The 18,731-nt window shown below is 70.1% G+C and carries 14 protein-coding genes; 12 read left to right on the top strand and 2 right to left on the bottom strand.

Going from position 1 to position 18,731, the window contains the following annotated elements; genetic code table 11:
- Positions 1 to 6: 6 nt before the first annotated feature.
- From ACIPQB_RS14440 to ACIPQB_RS14405, 8 genes are all read left to right on the top strand, one after another.
- Positions 7 to 1,047 carry a murein hydrolase activator EnvC family protein gene (locus ACIPQB_RS14440; RefSeq protein ID WP_446485931.1) on the top strand — a complete coding sequence of 347 codons (1,041 nt, stop codon included), beginning with the start codon at positions 7 to 9 and terminating at the stop codon, positions 1,045 to 1,047.
- A gap of 115 nt (positions 1,048 to 1,162) precedes the next feature.
- Entirely contained in the window at positions 1,163 to 2,548 is a 1,386-nt protein-coding gene (locus ACIPQB_RS14435) for a S41 family peptidase (protein ID WP_446485930.1), read from the top strand.
- 123 nt (positions 2,549 to 2,671) lie between these two features.
- A complete protein-coding gene (locus ACIPQB_RS14430) occupies positions 2,672 to 3,853 on the top strand; it encodes a divergent polysaccharide deacetylase family protein (protein ID WP_446485929.1) in 1,182 nt (393 codons plus the stop codon).
- Positions 3,850 to 4,347 (top strand): RNA pyrophosphohydrolase, encoded by a 498-nt coding sequence (locus ACIPQB_RS14425; RefSeq protein WP_446485928.1) that lies wholly within the window; start codon positions 3,850 to 3,852, stop codon positions 4,345 to 4,347. The genes ACIPQB_RS14430 and ACIPQB_RS14425 overlap by 4 nt, the downstream gene beginning before the upstream one ends.
- A 29-nt stretch (positions 4,348 to 4,376) precedes the next feature.
- Entirely contained in the window at positions 4,377 to 5,765 is a 1,389-nt protein-coding gene (locus ACIPQB_RS14420; protein WP_446485927.1) for an alpha/beta hydrolase, read from the top strand.
- Between the two features lie 45 nt (positions 5,766 to 5,810).
- Positions 5,811 to 6,560 (top strand): alpha/beta fold hydrolase, encoded by a 750-nt coding sequence (locus ACIPQB_RS14415; RefSeq protein WP_446485926.1) that lies wholly within the window; start codon positions 5,811 to 5,813, stop codon positions 6,558 to 6,560.
- A gap of 168 nt (positions 6,561 to 6,728) precedes the next feature.
- On the top strand, positions 6,729 to 8,711 hold the full coding sequence (gene mdoH / locus ACIPQB_RS14410) for a glucans biosynthesis glucosyltransferase MdoH (RefSeq protein WP_446485925.1): 1,983 nt from the start codon (positions 6,729 to 6,731) through the stop codon (positions 8,709 to 8,711).
- Between the two features lie 514 nt (positions 8,712 to 9,225).
- Positions 9,226 to 12,306 (top strand): TonB-dependent receptor, encoded by a 3,081-nt coding sequence (locus ACIPQB_RS14405; protein WP_446485924.1) that lies wholly within the window; start codon positions 9,226 to 9,228, stop codon positions 12,304 to 12,306.
- Positions 12,307 to 12,390: 84 nt separating this feature from the next.
- Here the strand turns inward: ACIPQB_RS14405 and ACIPQB_RS14400 are convergent, their stop codons facing one another.
- Positions 12,391 to 12,855, bottom strand: coding sequence for an Lrp/AsnC family transcriptional regulator (locus tag ACIPQB_RS14400; RefSeq protein ID WP_446485923.1), 465 nt, complete (start codon positions 12,853 to 12,855; stop codon positions 12,391 to 12,393).
- 91 nt (positions 12,856 to 12,946) lie between these two features.
- Here ACIPQB_RS14400 and ACIPQB_RS14395 point away from each other — a divergent pair, with 91 nt between their 5' ends.
- From ACIPQB_RS14395 to ACIPQB_RS14380, 4 genes are all read left to right on the top strand, one after another.
- Positions 12,947 to 13,234, top strand: a complete 288-nt coding sequence (locus tag ACIPQB_RS14395; RefSeq protein WP_446485922.1) for a DUF6356 family protein — start codon at positions 12,947 to 12,949, stop codon at positions 13,232 to 13,234.
- Positions 13,235 to 13,365: 131 nt separating this feature from the next.
- Positions 13,366 to 14,796: an amino acid permease gene (locus tag ACIPQB_RS14390; protein WP_446485921.1), complete on the top strand. Its 1,431-nt coding sequence runs from the start codon at positions 13,366 to 13,368 to the stop codon at positions 14,794 to 14,796.
- A gap of 54 nt (positions 14,797 to 14,850) precedes the next feature.
- Positions 14,851 to 17,100 carry a S8 family peptidase gene (locus ACIPQB_RS14385; protein WP_446485920.1) on the top strand — a complete coding sequence of 750 codons (2,250 nt, stop codon included), beginning with the start codon at positions 14,851 to 14,853 and terminating at the stop codon, positions 17,098 to 17,100.
- Positions 17,101 to 17,171: 71 nt separating this feature from the next.
- The gene (locus tag ACIPQB_RS14380; RefSeq protein ID WP_446485919.1) at positions 17,172 to 18,320 is read left to right on the top strand and encodes an acyl-CoA dehydrogenase family protein; all 1,149 of its coding nucleotides are present in this window, start codon (positions 17,172 to 17,174) and stop codon (positions 18,318 to 18,320) included.
- Between the two features lie 164 nt (positions 18,321 to 18,484).
- Here the strand turns inward: ACIPQB_RS14380 and ACIPQB_RS14375 are convergent, their stop codons facing one another.
- On the bottom strand, positions 18,485 to 18,724 hold the full coding sequence (locus ACIPQB_RS14375) for an antitoxin (protein ID WP_446485918.1): 240 nt from the start codon (positions 18,722 to 18,724) through the stop codon (positions 18,485 to 18,487).
- Positions 18,725 to 18,731: the final 7 nt, after the last annotated feature.

Below are 18,731 nucleotides of genomic sequence, written 5' to 3'. Positions count from 1 at the left end.
CCTTCCATGTCGCGCCGCGCCGTCCTGATCACCGCCAGCCTGCTGGCCGCCCTGCTGGGCGCGGGCGGCCTCGTCGCGGCCCAGGTCAGCCAGCGCGCTCAGGACGAACAAGCCGCCGCCGACACCCGCCGGGAGATCGCCGACCTGCGCGGCGAGCTGGACCAGCTGGGCCGCCAGCGGCTGTCGGCCGGCCAGGACGTCGACCTCAAGCGCGCCCGGCTGGCGGCCCTGCACCAGCGCGAGGCGGCCGTGATCGCCGAGCTGGGCCGCGACCGCGGCCAGCTGGCCCGGCTGCTCAGCGCCCTGCAACTGTTCCGCCGCGACCCGCCCCCCGCCCTGCTGGTCAGCCCCGGCGACGCCCGCGACGCCGTGCGGGCCGCGATCCTGATCCGCGCCATGACCCCGCAGCTGCAGGCCCGGGCCGACGGCTACGCCCGCCAGGCCCGGGCCGTCTCGGCCCTGCGCCGCGAGGCCGCCGCCGCCTCCGAGGAACTGTTCACCGCCGAAAGCCTGGTCGCCGACCGCAAGGGCGAACTGGAGCGGATGATCGTCGAGAAGACGGCGCTGGAGCGCGCTTATGCTCAAGAAGCGCTGACTGGAGACCAGGAGCAGCGCACCCTCGGCGCCCTGACCGACGGCCTGACCCCGCGGCCCGCCACCGGCCCGCTGGTCCTGGCCTGGCCGGCCCGCGGCCCGATCGTCCACCGCTTCGGCGAGGCGACGCCGGCCGGCGGCCGCACCTCCGGCCTGTCGATCGCCGCGGAAAAGGGCCAAGCGATCGCCAGTCCTGCCGCCGCGACGGTCGAATACGCCGGACCGCTGAACGGTTGGGGCATGGTCTTGATCCTGCGCGCCCAGGGCGCCTACCATCTGGTGCTGGCCGGCATGGACCAGGTTTCGGTCGCCCCCGGACAATCTGTCGCACCCGGCGCGACGGTTGGCCGGATGGCCGAACATGGATCCGCCACGCCAGAACTCTATCTGGAGGTCCGTGAAGACGGCGCGGCGGCCGATCCGCAGCGCTGGTTGAAACAGGGATCGCGGTAAACGGCTTTTTCAGCGATGATGGCCGTCAATCAAGGAGAGCGGCCGTATCGGGGTTGAGCGGCCGGTCAGATTTCAGCACGACGCCCCGGCGTCGGTAGGGAGCCATTTCGGCCACATGCGCAAGTACCTGCTCATCGGTGTTTCGGCCTTCGTCCTCGGCGCGGGGACCATGGCCTACATCAGCCCCATCGCCCAGGCGACCAGCTCGACCAAGGGCCAGACCTACAAGATGCTGGAGCTGTTCGGCGACGTCCTGCAGACCGTCGACACCCAGTACGTCTCCGAGGTCGACAACAAGAAGCTGATCGAGGCGGCCCTCGACGGCATGCTGACCAGCCTGGACCCGCATTCGGGCTACCTGTCGCCCGACAGCTTCGAGGACATGCAGGACACCACCCGCGGCGAATATGGCGGCCTCGGCATCGAGGTGACCAGCGAGGACGGCGTGGTCAAGGTGATCTCGCCGATGGACGGCACCCCCGCCGCCCGGGCCGGCATCCAGGCCGGCGACTACATCACCGCGGTCAACAACCAGTCGGTGGTCGGCCTGACGGTCAACGAGGCGGTCAAGCAGATGCGCGGCGCGGCCGGCGAGCCGGTCACCCTGACCATCGCCCGCGACAAGACCGATCCCTTCGACGTCAAGCTGGTGCGCGAGGTGATCAAGCCCAAGGCCGCCATCGCCCGCATGGAAGGCGACTACGGCTATGTCCGCCTGCCCGGCTTCAACGAGAAGGCCACCGACGCCCTGACGGCGGCGATCACCGACCTGCGGACCAAGAACCCGCAGATGAAGGGCCTGATCTTCGACCTGCGCAACAATCCCGGCGGCCTGCTCGACCAGGCCGTGGGCGTCTCGGACGTGTTCCTGGACGGCGGCGAGGTGGTCAGCCAGCGCGGCCGCGACCCGCGCGACATCCAGCGCTACAACGCCAAGCCCGGCGATCTGCTGAACGGCCTGCCGGTGGTGGTGCTGATCAACCAGGGCTCGGCCTCGGCGGCGGAGATCGTCGCCGGCGCCCTGCAGGACCGTCACCGCGCCGAGCTGGTGGGCATCACCAGCTTCGGCAAGGGCTCGGTGCAGACGGTGATCCCGCTGCGCGGCGGGGCCGACGGGGCCCTGAAGCTGACCACGGCCCGCTATTTCACGCCCTCGGGCCGCTCGATCCAGAAGACCGGCATCGAGCCCGACCTGGAAGTGGCCCAGACCCGCGACCAGGCCCAGGACATCGCCAATCGCGTATGGTTCAGCGAGGCCAGCTTCAAGAACGCGCTCAACGCCGACGAGGGCAAGACCCGCAAGGGCGTCCACACCCCGGCCGAGGCGCCGCCCCCCGGCTTCGACGAGAAGAAGGGCGACTTCCAGCTCGACCGCGCCCTCGCCGTGCTGAAGGCCGGCTCGGTCGAGGCGGTGCCGAAACTGCCCAAGCCCGCCGCCAAGATCGCCGAGGTCACCGCCAAGGCCGCCGCGGCCGGCAAGCCGCCCGTGGAGAAGAAATAGCGCGCTCGGCGCCGTCCTCCCCCCGCCGGGAGGACGGCGCCTTGGCGCAAGCGACCCTTTCGCGCCACTCCGTCGCACCCTTCATTAACCATATCTTCGAAGCTTGCCGCCTAGGCTGAGCTCATGGCCGCCACCTTCTCCCGCAAGCCCGCCTATGGCGCCGCCGCGCCCGCCTCGCGCGGGTCGGAGGCCGGCGACCTGCGCGCCCGGGTGCTGGCGGCGGCCGCCAATCCCTATATCGGCGCCGGCGCCGCGGCCCTGCTGTTCCTGCTCAGCCTGGCCCTGCTGATCCTGCTGACCGGCGACCCCAACAAGGGCTCGCCGCTGATCCGGGTCGAACTGGCCAAGATCGGCGCGTCGCGCAATGCGCCCGACGGCTGGCGCGAAGCCCTGGTCGCCGAATCCGACCACGAGGCGCCCCTGACCCCCGGCGCCCTGACCCTGTCGGCCCAGCCGTTTCCCGGGCTGGAAAGCCCAGCCGGCGAGGCTGCGCCCGAAGTCGCCGCGCCGCTGGTCCAGACGGCCGGCGGTCCCCTGCCGCAGGCGCCGATCGCCGGGCTCTACACCCAGGGCCCCGGCGGCGGTCCGCTGCCGGTGATCGCCCCCGACGGCCGCACCGCCGCCCAGGCCTATGCCCGCCCGTTCACCGGCGACGGCCGCCCGCGCGTGGCCCTGGTGATCGGCGGCCTGGGCCTCAACCCCCAGACCACTCGCGCCGCCATCGAGACCCTGCCGCCCGAGATCACCCTGTCGTTCGCGCCCTATGCCGAGGGCCTGCAAGGCTGGATCGACCTGGCCCGCAACCACGGCCACGAGGTGCTGCTGGAGGCGCCGATGGAGCCGGTCGACTATCCGGCCAACGATCCGGGCCCCTACACCCTGATCACCGCCAACCGGCCCGAGGACACCGTGCGCAAGCTGGAGTGGCTGATGTCGCGCGCCACCGGCTATTTCGGCCTGACCAACTATCTGGGCTCGCGCTTCGTCACCAGCGACACGGCCATGACCACCTTCACCATGGCCCTGAAGGCCCGCGGCCTGGCCTTCATCGACGACGGCCAGGCGTCCCTGCACGGCGGGGCGATCCCCCGCGCCTCGGCCGACCGGATCATCGACGACGAGCTGTCGGCTGGCGCGATCGACGGCCAACTGAAGATGCTGGAGGCCGGCGCCGCCGGGCGCGGCCAGGCCCTGGGCTCGGGCTTCGCCTATCCGGTGACCATCAATCAGGTGCGGACCTGGGCCGCGGGCCTGGCTGGGCGGGGCTTGCAACTGGCTCCCGCCTCGGCCATGGCCAAGCGATGAGCGCCAGCCAGACTCCCGACGATCATCCCCTCCATCGCCCCAATGTCGGCGTCGTGCTGTTCCACCCGGACGGCCGCGTCTGGCTGGGCAAGCGCCACCGCCAGCCGCCGCCGCACAACTGGCAGTTCCCGCAAGGCGGCGTCGACGACGGCGAGGACCTGCTGGACGCCGCCCGCCGCGAACTGGCCGAGGAGACCGGCGTCACCTCGGCCGACTATCTGGGCCGCACCGAAGGCTGGATGGTCTACGACTTCCCGGCCGACTTCGCCGGGTCCAAGAAGGCCCGCGGCTTCAAGGGCCAGAAGCAGGTCTGGTTCGCCTTTCGCTTTACCGGCGAAGAGTCGGAGATCGATCTGGAGGCCCATGGCGAGGTCGAGTTCGACGCCTGGCGATGGGCCAGGCTCGACGAGACGCCCGAACTGATCGTACCCTTCAAGCGCGCGGTGTACGACCAAGTCGTCGCGGCGTTCAGGGGGTTCGCGCACGGCGGCTGAAGTCCGGCCGGCGCCGGGAGGCAGGCGGCATGACCAAGACCATTCTGATGATCCATGGCTTCGGCGCCGCGGGCGAGATCTGGGCCCTGGTGGCGGCCCGCTTCAAGGCGGCCGGCTACGCGGTCGAGACCCCGACCCTCCAGGCGGCCCTGCGCACGGTGGGTCCGCCGCCGCCCGGCCTGGCCGGCAAGACCCTGTCAGACTATGTCGCCGAGATGAGCGACCTGGCCCAGGCCCTGGCCCGGCGCGACGGCGCCGCTCCGATCGTCTTTGGCCACTCGATGGGCGGGCTGATCGCCCAGAAGCTGGCCGAGGCCGGTCTGGCCGCGGGCCTGGTGCTGTTCGCTCCGGCCTCGCCGGCCGATGCGCGCGGCCCGCGCAAGATGTCGCCGGTCTTCACCTTTCTCAACATCGCCCTGACCGCCAAGCCCGAGACCAAGGCGGTGAAGATCTGGAAGACCGGCTTCAAGTGGGGGGTGCTGAACCAGACGCCGCCGGCGCGGCACGAGACGATCTTCGCCGCGACCGTCCACGATTCCGGCCGCGCCCTCTCGGACCTGGCCTATCCCGATCGCGATCCGAACAAGACCGTCCATGTCGACGCCGGCAAGGTCACCGCGCCGGTGCTGGTGCTGGCCGGGGCTCGCGACCGCACCACGCCGGTCGAGGACCTGCGGCGGGTCGGCCGCAAGTACGCCGGCGCCGACTATCGGGAATATCCGGCCAACGCCCACTGGCTGATAGACGAGCCCGGCAGCGACGAGATCCTGGCCGAGGTCGAGACCTGGCTCGACGCCAAGGGTCTGGGGGCCCGCACGCCCGCCGCCGTGGCTCCAGCCGCTCCGATCGAGGCCGCCGCCAAGGCTGCGGCCAAGCCCAAGACGGCGGCGACGAAATCGGCTCCACCGGCGGCCAAGGCCCCGGTCAGGACCAAGGCCCCAGCTAAAGCCAAGGCTGCGGCCGAGCCGGCGGTCGCTGTCCCCTCGGCCGTCGCGACCCCGGCCTCCGCCAAGCCAGCCGCCAAGTCCAAGGCCGCTTCCGTGAAAGCCGCCCCGAGTACCGCCGAGCTTCCGCCGAAGACGCCCCCCAAGACCAAGACGCCCAAGGCCAAGCCCCAGACCGGTGCGGCGGCCGACAGCGCGGCTCCGACGCCGAAGGCCGCCGCGCCCGCCCCGGTGGCGACCACCCAGGCCAAGGCGACCGCCAAGCCGAAAGCCGCTCCGCAGCCCGTCGCCAAGGCTCCGGCCGTCGCGCCGAAGAAGGCGGCCAAGTCGAAGATCGCGCCCGCCGAGCCCAAGCCTGCTGCTAAAGCGCTGGCGGCCGCAAAAAAGGCGCCGGCGACGGCCAAGGTCGCAACCAAGGCGCCTGCGGCGAAATTGTCCGGCAAATCTTCCCCGCGCCCCAAGAAGACCGTGTAGGCTGCCAGTCCGGCGGTCCCGCCGGACAAGACGATCGAGGCTTGCGTGACGGTTCCGGTAATCATGGTGCATGGCGCCTTCTGCGGCGGCTGGACCTTCGACTCATTCCGCAAGCCGTTCGAGGCGGCCGGCCATGTCGTCCAGACCCCCGCCCTGCTGGGCCACGGCGACGGCGCCCTGGTGGCGGGCCGGTCCATGGCCGACTATGCGCGCCAGATCGCCGACCTGTGCCGGGCCTGCGAGACGCCGCCGGTGCTGATCGGCCATTCGATGGGCGGACTGGTGGCGCAGATGGCCGCAGCCCGCGCCCCCGTCTCGCGCCTGATCCTGCTGGCCCCGTCGCCGCCCTGGGGCGTCAGCGGCTCAAGCCTGGAGGAGGCCGCCTCGGCCGTCAGCCTCTACGCCCTGGGTCCCTACTGGCTGCAGGCCGTCGCGCCCGACTATGCGGTGGTCGAAAGCTACACCCTGGACCGCCTGCCGCGCGCCGAGCGCAAGGCGATCTACGCCCAGATGACCGCCGAGAGCGGCCGGGCGCTGTGGGAGACCCTGAACTGGTGGCTGGACCCGTTCATGACCACCAGCGCCGGCCCCAAGAACGTGCCGACCCTGGCGATCGCCGGCGGCCGCGACGTCATCCATCCGCCCGCCACCGTCCGCCAGACCGCGGCCCGCCTGGGCGGATCCTGCGAAGTGTTCCCGCAGATGAGTCACTGGTTGCCCGGCGAACCTGGCTGGGAGGACGTGGCCGAAACCTGCCTGGACTTCATCGCCAAGCAACATCGCGCGGCGGCCTGAATCCTGGGATTCAACTCTACGGAATATGGCGGCTTCAGGGCCGATTTCCGGCGATCAGGCGGCGTGTCTACTTATTTTAGACAGTATTATCGTTGAATTGCCCAAAAATTCGCCTTGGTAAACGTGCATGAATAAAGGCTAGCGCGCGAAGGAACCTTGGGCTCTGGGATGTGTTTCGGCGCTGAAGGGATTTCCATGCGCGCCAATACCAGTTCACCACGGCTCGGGATCGAAACACGGTCATTTCGCGAGTCGTCCGCCGACGGGACCCCGCCCCCGGCTCCGCTTAACATGCCCGACCAGCCCCTGCACCGCGCCGCCGAGCCCCGTCGGTTCGCCTCGGCGTCCGGCCTCGGACGAAGGCGGGCGGCGCTGGCGGCGTTCTGCGTCGCCAGCACCGGCGCAGCCGTGCTGGCGGTCGCCACGGCCATGGGGCGCGACGGTCTGGCGCCGCTGGAGGTCCTCCACGTCGGCCTGATCCTGGTGCTGTTCGGCTGGATGGCGTTCTCGTTCGCCGCCAGCCTGGGCGGGCTGTGGCTATCCGGGCAGGACCAAACCTGGGAGCGGTCGGCCGCCGAGCTGACGCTGTCGCGCCTGACCACGCGAACGGCCCTGCTGGCCCCGATCTATCATGAGGACTGCGGGCCGTTCTTCGCGCGCCTGGCGGCGACCCGCGCCTCGCTGCACGCCCTGGGCCTGACCCCGTTCTTCGACATCATCGTGCTGAGCGACAGCCGCCACGCCGAGGTGCTGGCCGACGAGCGCCGCGGCTTCGCCGCCCTGCAGGCCGGCGGGGCCGGTCCGCGGGTCTATTATCGCCATCGCCCCGACAACATCGACCGCAAGGCCGGCAACATCGCCGACTGGGTGCGTCGGCACGGCGGGGCCTATGACCACATGGTGGTGCTCGACGCCGACAGCCTGATGGAGGGCAAAACCCTCTGGCGGCTGGCCGCGGCCATGGAGCGCGACCCGTCCCTGGGCCTGATCCAGACCGCCCCGACCATCATCGGCCGCCGCACCCTGTTCGGGCGGGTCGAGCAGTTCGCCAACAACCTCTACGGCCCCCTGGCCGCCTGGGGAGTCGCCTGGTGGAGCGGGGCCGACGGCAACTACTGGGGGCACAACGCCATCCTGCGGGTGGCGGCCTTCGCCGAGGCCGGCGGCCTGCCGCACCTGAAGGGGCGCAAGCCGTTCGGCGGCCACATCCTCAGCCACGACTTCGTCGAGGCCGCCTTCCTGCGCCGGGCCGGCTGGGGCGTGCGGCTGCTTCCGGACCTGGGCGGCAGTTTCGAGGAAAGCCCCCCGACCCTGATCGACCACCTGATCCGCGATCGCCGCTGGTGCCAGGGCAACCTGCAGCACCTGGGCGTGCTGGGCGCCCGGGGCCTGCACCCGATCAGCCGGCTGCACCTGGCGCGCGGGGTGCTGAGCTATGCGCTGTCGCCGCTATGGATCGCCCTGGTGGTGACCGGCGCCCTGCTGTCGACGCCGGACGCCGACGGCGGCGGCTACCCGCTGGCCGGGGCCGCCGTCCTGGCCGTCAGCCTGGCCTTCGTGCTGATTCCCAAGCTGATCTCCTACGGCCTGATGCTGCAGCAGGGCGAGGCCCGGCGGTTCGGCGGCGCCTGGCGGGCCCTGGCTGGGGTGGGAGTGGAAACCCTGGTCTCCACCCTGCTGGCCCCGGTGATCATGGCTGTCCATACCCGCGCCCTGCTGGCTGTGGCCCTGGGCCGGGACTCCGGCTGGTCGGCCCAGCAGCGCGGCGAGGGCCGGCTGTCCTGGCGGGCGGCCCTGAGCTTCCACGCGCCGGAAATGGCGATCGGCGCGGCGCTGGGACTGCTGGGTCCGGCGATGGGCGCGGGCCTGTCGCCATGGCTGGCGAGCGTTTCGGCCTGTCTCTGCGCTTCGCCCCTGCTGGCGCGCTGGACGGCCAGCCTTTCGCAGGGCCAGGCGCTGCGCGAGGCCGGCCTGCTATTGACGCCGGCCGAGACCGGCCGGCGCCGCCGCGCCAGCGCGAGCCCTCTGCGGCCCGCGGCGCCAGAGACGGTCGGCGCCTGGCCGACCAACCGTCCGGCGGTGGCCGAAACCTTCGCCCTGATTCCGACGATCGCCGTCCCGACCGCCGCCGCTCCGGCCCAGACCGCCTAGAGCCCGTCGCGCGGAAAGCGGGTCGCCGGCTTTCCGCGCGAGCGATGCAGCAACAAAGAAGCAGGCGCAAGCCGGGCGGCATCCGTCCCCCTGTTAACTTATCAGACAAGTCACACAAATATAGTTTGTCCTTGTCGCGCGCGGGCGGCCTGGAAGAGGCGGGTGTCCAGGGCGATCTCTCCAAGCCGCATCGCCCTGCCGAGCTCGGGAGGGGGCATCTGTGTGACAAAATTCCCACTCGTTTCCATAATCGGTACCGCTACCATTCTCCATTTGAAGGGATTTTTGGCCGCCCGGGGCCGCTCGCCGTCGCTAGAACGCAGGAAAACAATGACGTTTCGAGCCGCGGCAGTGGTCAGGCCAATAGGCTTTTGGCCTGGCCAAGGATGGCTCCGGCTTTATTGACTGCGGCGCGAGCCTGATCAAAGGTCAGATGTCGTCAGTGTAGCCGCCGACGCCAAAAGCAAAAGTCAGGCCGCGCCCTCGGCGGCGGCCGTGTAGGAGGGGAAATCATATGCGAACGCTCGCCAATGGTGCGCGCCTGGGGCGCGCGGCGCTTCTCGGCGCGACCATGCTTTCCGGATTTATCGCGGTCCAGGCCCATGCGCAGACCGCGCCGGCGGCCCAGGCGTCCGATAATGAGGTCGTCGAGGAAGTCGTCGTCACCGGCTACCGCAAGAGCCTGGCGCAATCGACCGTCGCCAAGCGCGAGACGACCGGCTTCGCCGACGCCATCTTCGCCGAGGACATCGGCAAGTTCCCCGACGCCAACATCGCCGAGTCGTTCAACCGCATTCCCGGCATCACCATCACCCGCGACATCACGGGCGAGGGCACCAACGTCGCCATCCGCGGCCTGGGCAGCAACTTCACCAACGTGACGCTGAACGGCGCCTCGATCGCCGTGGCCTCGTCGGGCCCCACCGACGCCCAGGGCACCGACCGCTCGGTCGACCTCAGCTTCTTCCCGACCGACCTGTTCACCAAGCTGACGGTCAACAAGAGCTATTCGGCCAGCCTGCTGGAAGGCGGCGCGGCCGGCAATATCGACATGCGCTCGGCCCGCCCGTTCGACCGCCCCGGCCAGCACCTGACCATGAACGTCCAGGGCGTGAAGCCGGACGGCGCCGACTGGGGCGGCAAGGGCTCGCTGATCGCCAGCAAGACCTGGGACAATTTCGGCGTCCTGTTCGGGATGTCCGGCCAACGGCTCAAGACCGACACGCGCGGCTACGAGACGATCGGCTTCACCAACCCGAACCTGTCGGCGGCCCAGTGCGGCGCGACGACGGGCTGCAACCCCACGGGCGGCGGCAACTGGACGATCCCGGCCACGGTGCCGGTCGGCGCGGGCGGCGGCCTGGTGGCCGGCCAGACCATCGACCAGGCCTTCCTGCTGGCTCACAATCCCGGCGCCACGATCCAGCAGATCGACAACGGCCTGCTGCCGCGCCTGGGCCGCCCCTCGGCGGAATTTGGTCGCCGCGACCGCTTCAACGCCGTGGCCAGCCTGGAATGGAAGCCGACCGACAACCTGAACTTCTATGTCGACGGCATGTACGGCTACAAGAAGAACGACCTGATCCGCGAGGACATGGCGTGGATCGTCCGCAACGGCGCGATCATCCCGACCAACACCAAGTACGACAAGACCGACTGCTCGACGGGCTGCACGGTCACCCAGGGCACCTACGCCAACTCGCAGTTCTTCCTGGAATTCCGCCCCTATCTCGAAAAGACCGAGCTGTGGGGGATCAATCCGGGCGGCGAGTGGCGCATCACCGACAATTTGAAGGTCGAGGGCCAGGTCAACTACACCAAGAGCACCTTCCATCGCGAAAGCCCGACCTTCGGTCCGGTCACCGCGCTGGGCGCCGGCACGACCGTCGACTACACCTACAACCCGAACGGCATCCCGACGATCAAGAGCAGCATCGACCTGAACAACCCCGCCAACTTCGTCTGGACCGGCGGCCGGCTGAACATGCAGGACGAGAAGCGCTGGTATGAGACCAAGGGCGCTCGCGCCGTCGTCACCTGGGGCGACGACAAGCTGAACCTGAAGTTCGGCGGCAACTATGACGACGTCTCGCGCACCATCCGCGGCTACGACAACACCCAGCCGTGGCAGAACGCGACCTGCGGCAACAATCCGAGCATCAACCTGCCGTCGCCCAACGGCCAGCCGCCCTGCCAGGGCCTGAACCAGCCGGGCGCCGCGCCCGCGGGCTATCCGACCTATCCGGGCTACGGCACGGGCTACACGGCCGGCCAGACCGGGACGCTCACCTACGCCGGCTCGCTGATCCCGACCGCCAGCCTGGCCAGCTACCTCAAGCCCGGCCCGGCCGGCTTCGTCACCGTCGACTGGGACGCGGTCAAGAAGGCCACCAACTACGACCAGCTCCACGCCAACACGCCCGAGACGGGCGGCTCCAACACCGGCGCCAGCGGCGGCTATATCAACGAGAAGAACAGCGCGGCCTATACCGAGCTGAACGGCGTCACCCAGGTGATGGACAGCGACCTGCGCTTCAATGTCGGCGTCCGCTACGTCCACACCAAGCAGACGATCGGCGGCCGCGTCTCGGTCGCTGACCCCCGCAACAACCCGGCCGGCGGCCAGCTGCCGGACGGCTCGCGCTATCCGAACATCACCAACTTCGTGTACACCGAGAACACCTATTCCAAGTGGCTGCCGGCCGCCAACATCGCCTATGACGTCAGCGAGCACGCCGTCGCCCGCGCGGCGGTGTCGGAGACCATGACCCGTCCCGACCCGGCCGCCCAGCTGCCCGGCGTCAGCTTCGGCGCGCCGTCGGCCGACCAGGCCACGATCGGCAACTCGGCCCTGAAGCCGTACTTCTCGAAGAACATCGACCTCGGCTTCGAGTTCTACACCGGCCAGGAAGGCGTGATCGCGGTCAACGCCTTCCGCAAGTCGCTGACCGGCTTCACGACCAACAACGTCGTGACCCAGCCGTTCTCGTACCTGGCCCAGTACGGCATCACCTACGACACCCTCAACGACACCCAGAAGACGGCGATCAACTCGCGCGGCGGTCCGACCGCGGCGTCGGTCCAGATCCAGTCGCAGATCAACGTGCCCAACAAGCTGACGATCAACGGCCTGGAATTCCAGTGGGTGCAGCCGCTCGACTTCCTGACCAGCCGGTTCGGCGTCGAGGGACTGGGCGTCAACGCCAACGCCACTATCGTCGACCAGACCAGCAACGGCGCGGCCGTCGCCTACGGCGTGGCCAAGTACACCTACAACCTGACAGGCTATTACGAGCACAACGGCGTCAGCCTGCGTCTGAGCCACGTCTACCGGAAGGGCTCGCAGTCCAGCAGCGCCAACCAGAACGGCGTCACCGCGGCGGCGCTGTTCTCCGACGACTACAAGCAGACCGACTTCTCTTCCAGCTTCGATCTGGAGAAGATGTTCGGCCTCGGGCACGTGCCGCAGCTGACCTTCAACGTGACCAACATCACCAATGAAAAGCTGCGCTCGCACTTCCAGTACGACAACGCGACGTTCACCTACTACAAGCCCGGCCGCCAGGTCCTGGTCGGCCTGCGGGCGACCTTCTAGGGCGACCGAGGCGGACGGACGGCGACCACGCCGTCCGTCCGCCTCGAACCGCTCCACATGAAGGCTGACGGCGTCGCGCCGCTGCTAAAACGCGATCGGCAAGGCCGTCGTGAACTTGATCTGCTCCATCGCGAACGACGAAGAGACGTCGGTCAGCGGGGCGGTGGCGATCAGCCGGCGGTAGAAGCGGTCGTAGGCGGCGATGTCGCGGACCACGACCTTGAGCAGGTAGTCGACATCGCCGCTCATCCGATAGAACTCGATGACCTCGGGCAGCGCCTTGGCCCCGGCCGCGAAGGTCGCCAGCCAGTCCTCGTCGTGGCGGCCGGTCTTGACCGCCACGAACACCGTCAGCGACAGGTCCAAGGCCTCGCGGTCGACCAGGGCGACGCGCGCGGTGATGACGCCGCTGTCCTGCAGGCGCTTGACCCGCTTCCAGCACGGCGTCTGCGACAGCCCCACCCGCTCGGCCAGCTCGGCGATCGGCGTGGTGGCGTCCTGCTGCAGGAGGGCCAGCAGGCGCCGGTCGATCTGGTCCAGCGAGATCATTCTCTCGGTTCCCTAGTATGGAGAATGGAATTCTCCATAACTCGCATGGAGCCGTATCTGAGACCATGTCTTTCTCGCGAACAGCGGCATCATGGACGTTGCGCAGTTGCAGGGGATCCCGATGCTCGACGCCTTCACCCGTCACCCACGTTCGGTCGACGAGACCTATGGCGAGCACATGGCCATGGCCTGGAGCTTCGCCGCGCCCATGCTGCTGGGCGGCCTGGCCTGTTTCGTCCACGGGATCTTCCCGTTCCTGTTCGAGACCACCGGCAGCCGCTGCGTCAAGCTGCTCTACACCCGGATCGCCAATCGCGGCCGTAAAGCCGACGCCGACGGCCCGATCCCCAACTGGGCGGCCTTCGACGCGGTGATCTGAGCAGGAAGCGGTCGCCTCGACGACCGCCGCTGCATGCGCCTGTCAGGAAACGTCGCCTGCGGAGCAAATTCTCCCTCTTGGCGACCAAGCGGCGCTGGCCCATCGTCCCCGGCGAGAGTGGGGAGGACTGCATGAGCTTTTGGACCCGCCGCAAGGCGATCGACACCGCCGCCGGCGACGCCGCGCACCAGCTGAAGAAGACCCTGAGCTGGCCGCACCTGATCGCCCTGGGCGTCGGGGCCATCGTCGGCACCGGCATCTACACCCTGACCGGCGTCGGGGCGGGACTGGCCGGACCGGGGGTGATCCTGTCGTTCCTGATCGCCGGCGCGGTCTGCGCCTGCGCCGCCCTGTGCTACGCCGAGCTATCGACGATGATCCCGGCGGCCGGCAGCGCCTACACCTACAGCTATGTGGCCATGGGCGAGCCGGTCGCCTGGTTCGTCGGCTGGAGCCTGATCCTCGAATACACGCTGGTCTGCGCGGCGGTGGCGGTCGGCTGGTCGGCCCACGCCCAGGGCCTGTTCCAGATGATCGGCTTCCCGCACGCCCTGCTGGCCGGCCCGCACGCCGGCGGCCTGGTCAACCTGCCGGCGGTGATCATCTCGTTCGCCGTCGCCGGCCTGCTGGCCCTGGGCACCCGCGAGAGCGCCATCGTCAACATGGTGCTGGTGGCGATCAAGATCCTGGCCCTGGCCGCCTTCGTGGCCCTGACCCTGCCGGCCTTCGACGCCGGCCACTTCACCCCGTTCATGCCCAAGGGCTTCGCCGCCCACACTATCCAGGGGCCGGGCTCCGACGGCGTCAAGGTCGGGGTGATGGCCGCCGCCAGCCTGATCTTCTTCGCCTTCTACGGCTTCGACGCGGTGTCGACCGCCGCCGAGGAGACCAAGAACCCCAAGCGCGATCTGACCATCGGCATCGTCGGCTCGATGGTGGCCTGCACGGCGATCTACATGCTGGTGGCCGCCGCCGCCATCGGCGCCTCGCGGGCCGAGGTGTTCTCCAAAAGCGAAGCCCCGCTGGTGTTCATCCTCGAAGCCCTGCGGCATCCGAAGATGGCCCAGGTGGTCGCCCTGGCCGCGGTCTTCGCCCTGCCGACCGTGATCCTGGCCTTCATGTACGGCCAGAGCCGGATCTTCTTCGTGATGGCCCGCGACGGCCTGCTGCCGCAGGCCCTGTCGAAGGTCAACCGCAAGACCGGCACGCCGGTGCTGATGACCTTGCTGACCGGGGCGCTGTCGGCGGGGCTGTCGGGCCTGCTGTCGCTGAAGGACATCGCCGAACTGGCCAACGCCGGCACCCTGGCGGCCTTCATCGCCGTGGGGCTGTCGGTGATCGTGCTGCGGCTGCGCGATCCCAAGCGGCCGCGGGTGTTCGCCACGCCGCTATGGCAATTGGTGGCGCCGGGCGCGATCCTCGGCTGCCTGTACCTGTTCTCCAGCCTGCCGGCCAAGACCCAGCTCTACTTCCTGTACGCCCACCTGATCGGGGCGGCGATATACTTCCTTTACGGGGTGCGGCGCAGTGTCCTCGCGCGGGGCGAGGCCTCGGCCGTGTAGGATTTGGCGGCGCGCAGCCGCGCCGCTTGGGGAGCAACCATGGCGACTTTCGTCATGTCACGACGGAATCGTCCGGTGATCCTGGCCTTGGCGGCGACCCTGCCGCTGGTCGCCTGCGGCGGCGGCGGCGGCGGAGGCGGCGGCTCGGGACCGGCGCCGACGGTGGCCGTGACGCCTCCGATCCCTCCGCCCGCGCCGGTTCCACCACCGGGCCCGACCGCCGGCAGCGCCGAATACCAGCGCAGCTGGGGCTTGGCCGCGATCCATGCCGACGTCGCCTATGGCAAGGGGGCCAGCGGGCAGGGGGTCACGGTCGCGGTGATCGACACCGGCGTCGACGGCTCGCAACCCGACCTGGTCGGGGCGCTGTCCGCCGATTCCACCGACATCGTCGGCTCGCGCGGCGTTCCGACCGGTACGGATCGCCACGGCACCCGGGTGGCCGACATCATCGCCGGACGGTTCAACGGCGCCGGAACGCTGGGGGTGGCCTACAGCTCGACCATTCTGTCGATCCGCGCCGACGACAGCAGTCACGCCACGACCGACTGCCCCGACTGCGTGTTCGGCTCCACCGACCTGGCCCGCGCCCTCGACTACGCCGTGACTAAGGGGGCCAAGGTGGTCAACCTGTCGCTGGGCGGCGACGCGCCGCTCGGCGCGAGCTTCGAGGCGGCCCTGGTCCGCGCCGCCGCGGCCGGGACCGTGGTCGCCGTGGCGGCTGGCAACGAGAGCGCCGCCGATCCGTCCTGGCCGGCCCGTTACGCCACCGACAGCCGCTTCGCCGGCGCGGTGATCGCCGTCGGGGCCCTGACCCAGGCCGGGGTGCTGGCTGACTATTCGAACAAGGCCGGCGTGACCGCCAACGGCTATATCGCCGCCCCCGGCGACAAGCTGACCACCGACTGCACCAGCACCGAATGCTGGGAGGTGTCGGGCACCTCGTTCGCCGCCCCGCAGGTCGCCGGGGCCCTGGCCCTGCTGCTGCAGGCCTTTCCGAACATCTCCGGCCGCGACGCCGTCGACATCCTGCTGCGCACCGCCGCCGACACCGGTCCGACCGGGACCGACACCACCTATGGCCGCGGCGCCCTGGACCTGGCCCGGGCCTTCGCGCCGGTCGGGACCAGCAGCCTGCCGACGGCCGACGGCGGGGCGGTGGCCCTGACCGGCGCCGGCCTCGGCGGCAGCGTGGCGACCGCCTTTGGCGCGGCCCTGCAGCGGGGCGGCGGCCTGCGGACGGTGATCCACGACGACTACAATCGCCTGTTCCAGGTGAACCTGGCCAACGGCCTGCCGGGCGAGCGCCAGCGCAGCCCGACGCCGGCCTCGCCGGTCCAGGCCTCGACCCAGGTGGTGCTCGGCGGCCCGGCCCTGGGCGGCCTGAACCTGGCGGTCTCGGTCGAGGCCCCGGTGTTCGAGGCGCGGCCGAACGATCCGGCTCCCTCCCTGGCCTTTGGACCCCAGTCGATGCGGTCGGTGCGGATGCAGGCCGCCTATGGGCGGTTCAGCCTGTCGACGTGGCAGGGCCAGGGCGGGGCGGCGGCCCCGGCCGGGCTGGCCGGTCGCGACGCCTTCCAGCGCATCGCCCAGCCGGATCGGACCACCCAGGGGACCCTGAGCCTGAGCCGCTTCGCCCTGCTGGCCGAGCAGGGCTCGGCCCATCCGCGCCAGCCGCTTCAGCTGACCGAACTGGAGGGCTCGCGCTACGCCTCGGCCACCGGCATGACCCGGATCGGCGGCGCGGTGGTCAGCCTGACCGGCGGGGCCCTGGACGAGCCGCTGGGGCCGCTCGGCTCCTACCTGGCGCCGGGCTCGAGCCTGGCCCTGCCGGCCCGCACCCGGTTCGGAGCCGCCAGCCTCGACCTGGCGCCGCGGCCGGGCCTGTGGCTGCACGCCGAGTTCGCGGTCGGCAGGACTGTGGCGGACGGCGGCTTGATCGACCTGGACAAGGCGGTCAGCAGCGCCTGGCGACTGTCGGCGGGGGCCGATTGCCGCCTGGTCGGCTGGGGCTGCTCGCGGCTGACGCTCGAACTGGCCCAGCCGTTGCGCATCGAGCGCGGCCGGTTCCAGGCGGTCCTGGCCGACGTTCCGCTGGCCTATGACGATCCGCTGACCTTCTCGACCCGGCGGATCAGCGCCGCGCCGGACGGCCGCGAACTCGACCTGAACCTCGGCATGGAACGCGCCCTGGGACCGCTGCGGACGTTCAGCGCCCGGGCCGGCGTCGCCTTCCAGCCCGGCCACCGCGCCGACGCCGACCCGGCGCTGGGCGTCCTGGCCGCCTGGCGGTCGCGCTTCTAGGACTCTTTCCTTCCTGAACCGCCTCGCTACAGTCTGCGCAAAACAAGCGTTTGACGCAGGAGGAGCGCGCCTTGGCTTTGGACCTGGAGACCCGCGAACAGCTGATCGACGCCGTGCGCCGCTTCGTGGCCGAGCGGCTGCGGCCGATCGAGGCCAAGGTCGCCGAGGACGACGCGGTGCCCGCCGAGATCGTCGAGGCGATGAAGGGCCTGGGGCTGTTCGGCCTGTCGATCCCCGAGGCGTTCGGCGGCCTGGGGCTGAACATGGAAGAGGAATGCCTGGTCTGCTTCGAACTGGGCCGCGCCTCGCCGGCCTTCCGCTCGGTGTTCGGCACCAATGTCGGCATCGGCAGCCAGGGCCTGGTGATGTTCGGCACGGATGAGCAGAAGGCCAGATGGCTGCCGGGCATCGCTTCGGGCGAGATCATCACCGCCTTCGCCCTGACCGAGGCCGAGGCGGGGTCCGACAGCGCCGCCGTCCAGACCCGGGCGGTGCGCGACGGCGACGACTATGTGCTGAGCGGGTCCAAGCGCTACATCACCAACGCCGGCAAGGCTTCGCTGTTCACGGTGATGGCCCGCACCGATCCGCAGGTGAAGGGCGCGGCGGGCGTCTCGGCCTTCCTGGTCCCGCGCGACCTGCCGGGCCTGTCGGTCGGCAAGCCCGAGAAGAAGATGGGCCAGCAGGGCGCCCACATCCACGACGTGGTCTTCGACAATGTCCGCGTCCCGGCCTGGAACCGGCTGGGGGCGGAGGGCGAGGGCTTCAAGGTGGCCATGCAGGTGCTCGACCGCGGCCGGCTGCACATCGCCGCCGTCTGCGTCGGGGTGGCTGAGCGGCTGCTGGTCGACTGCGTGGCCTATGCCGGCGAGCGCAGGCAGTTCGGCCAGCCGATCGCCAGTTTCCAGTTGATCCAGGCGATGATCGCCGACAGCAAGACCGAGGCCCTGGCCGCCCGGGCCCTGGTCCTGGAGACCGCCCGTCAGCGCGACGCCGGCCAGGGCGTCACCTTGGAGGTCGCGGCCGCCAAGCTGTTCGCCTCGGAGATGGTCGGCCGGGTCGCCGACCGGGCGGTGCAGATCTTCGGCGGGGCGGGCTATGTCGCCGACTATGGCATTGAGCGGCTATACCGCGACGTGCGGATCTTCCGCATCTACGAGGGCGCCAGCCAGATCCAGCAGCTGGTCATCGCCCGCGAGACGATCAAGCGCGGCGGTTGAAGGTTGAAATCCCCTTTCCCGTCTCCCCGGCGAAGGCCGGGGCCCAGATTCAGCCGCGGTGCTGGGAGCTCACCCGGAACACACAGCCCTATGATCTGGACCGGCCTTCGCCGGGGAGACGGAGATGGAAAGGGGGCGTTCCCATCTGGCCTCGTCCTGCCGGATCAGGGCGTGGTAAAACTCTGGAAGCCTTGACGACCTTGCGTAGCGAGCTGGTCGCGATCAACGAGATCGAGGCCTGGCGCCTCGAAGAAATCGTCCCAAACCGTGTCTGAGGGAACGATCATCCGGCGCTTGCCGTCGCGCAGCACGGTCACCGACCACACGCCTTCTGGGAAGGCCACGTCCTTCGGCAGACGAACGGCTTGCGCGCCATGGACGCGAAAAGGAGCGGTGCGGATCATACGCGTT

The organism is Caulobacter sp. LARHSG274 (genome assembly GCF_052871235.1).
Note: the sequence above shows the minus strand (reverse complement) of the source record. Positions and strands in the feature narration are given on the sequence as shown.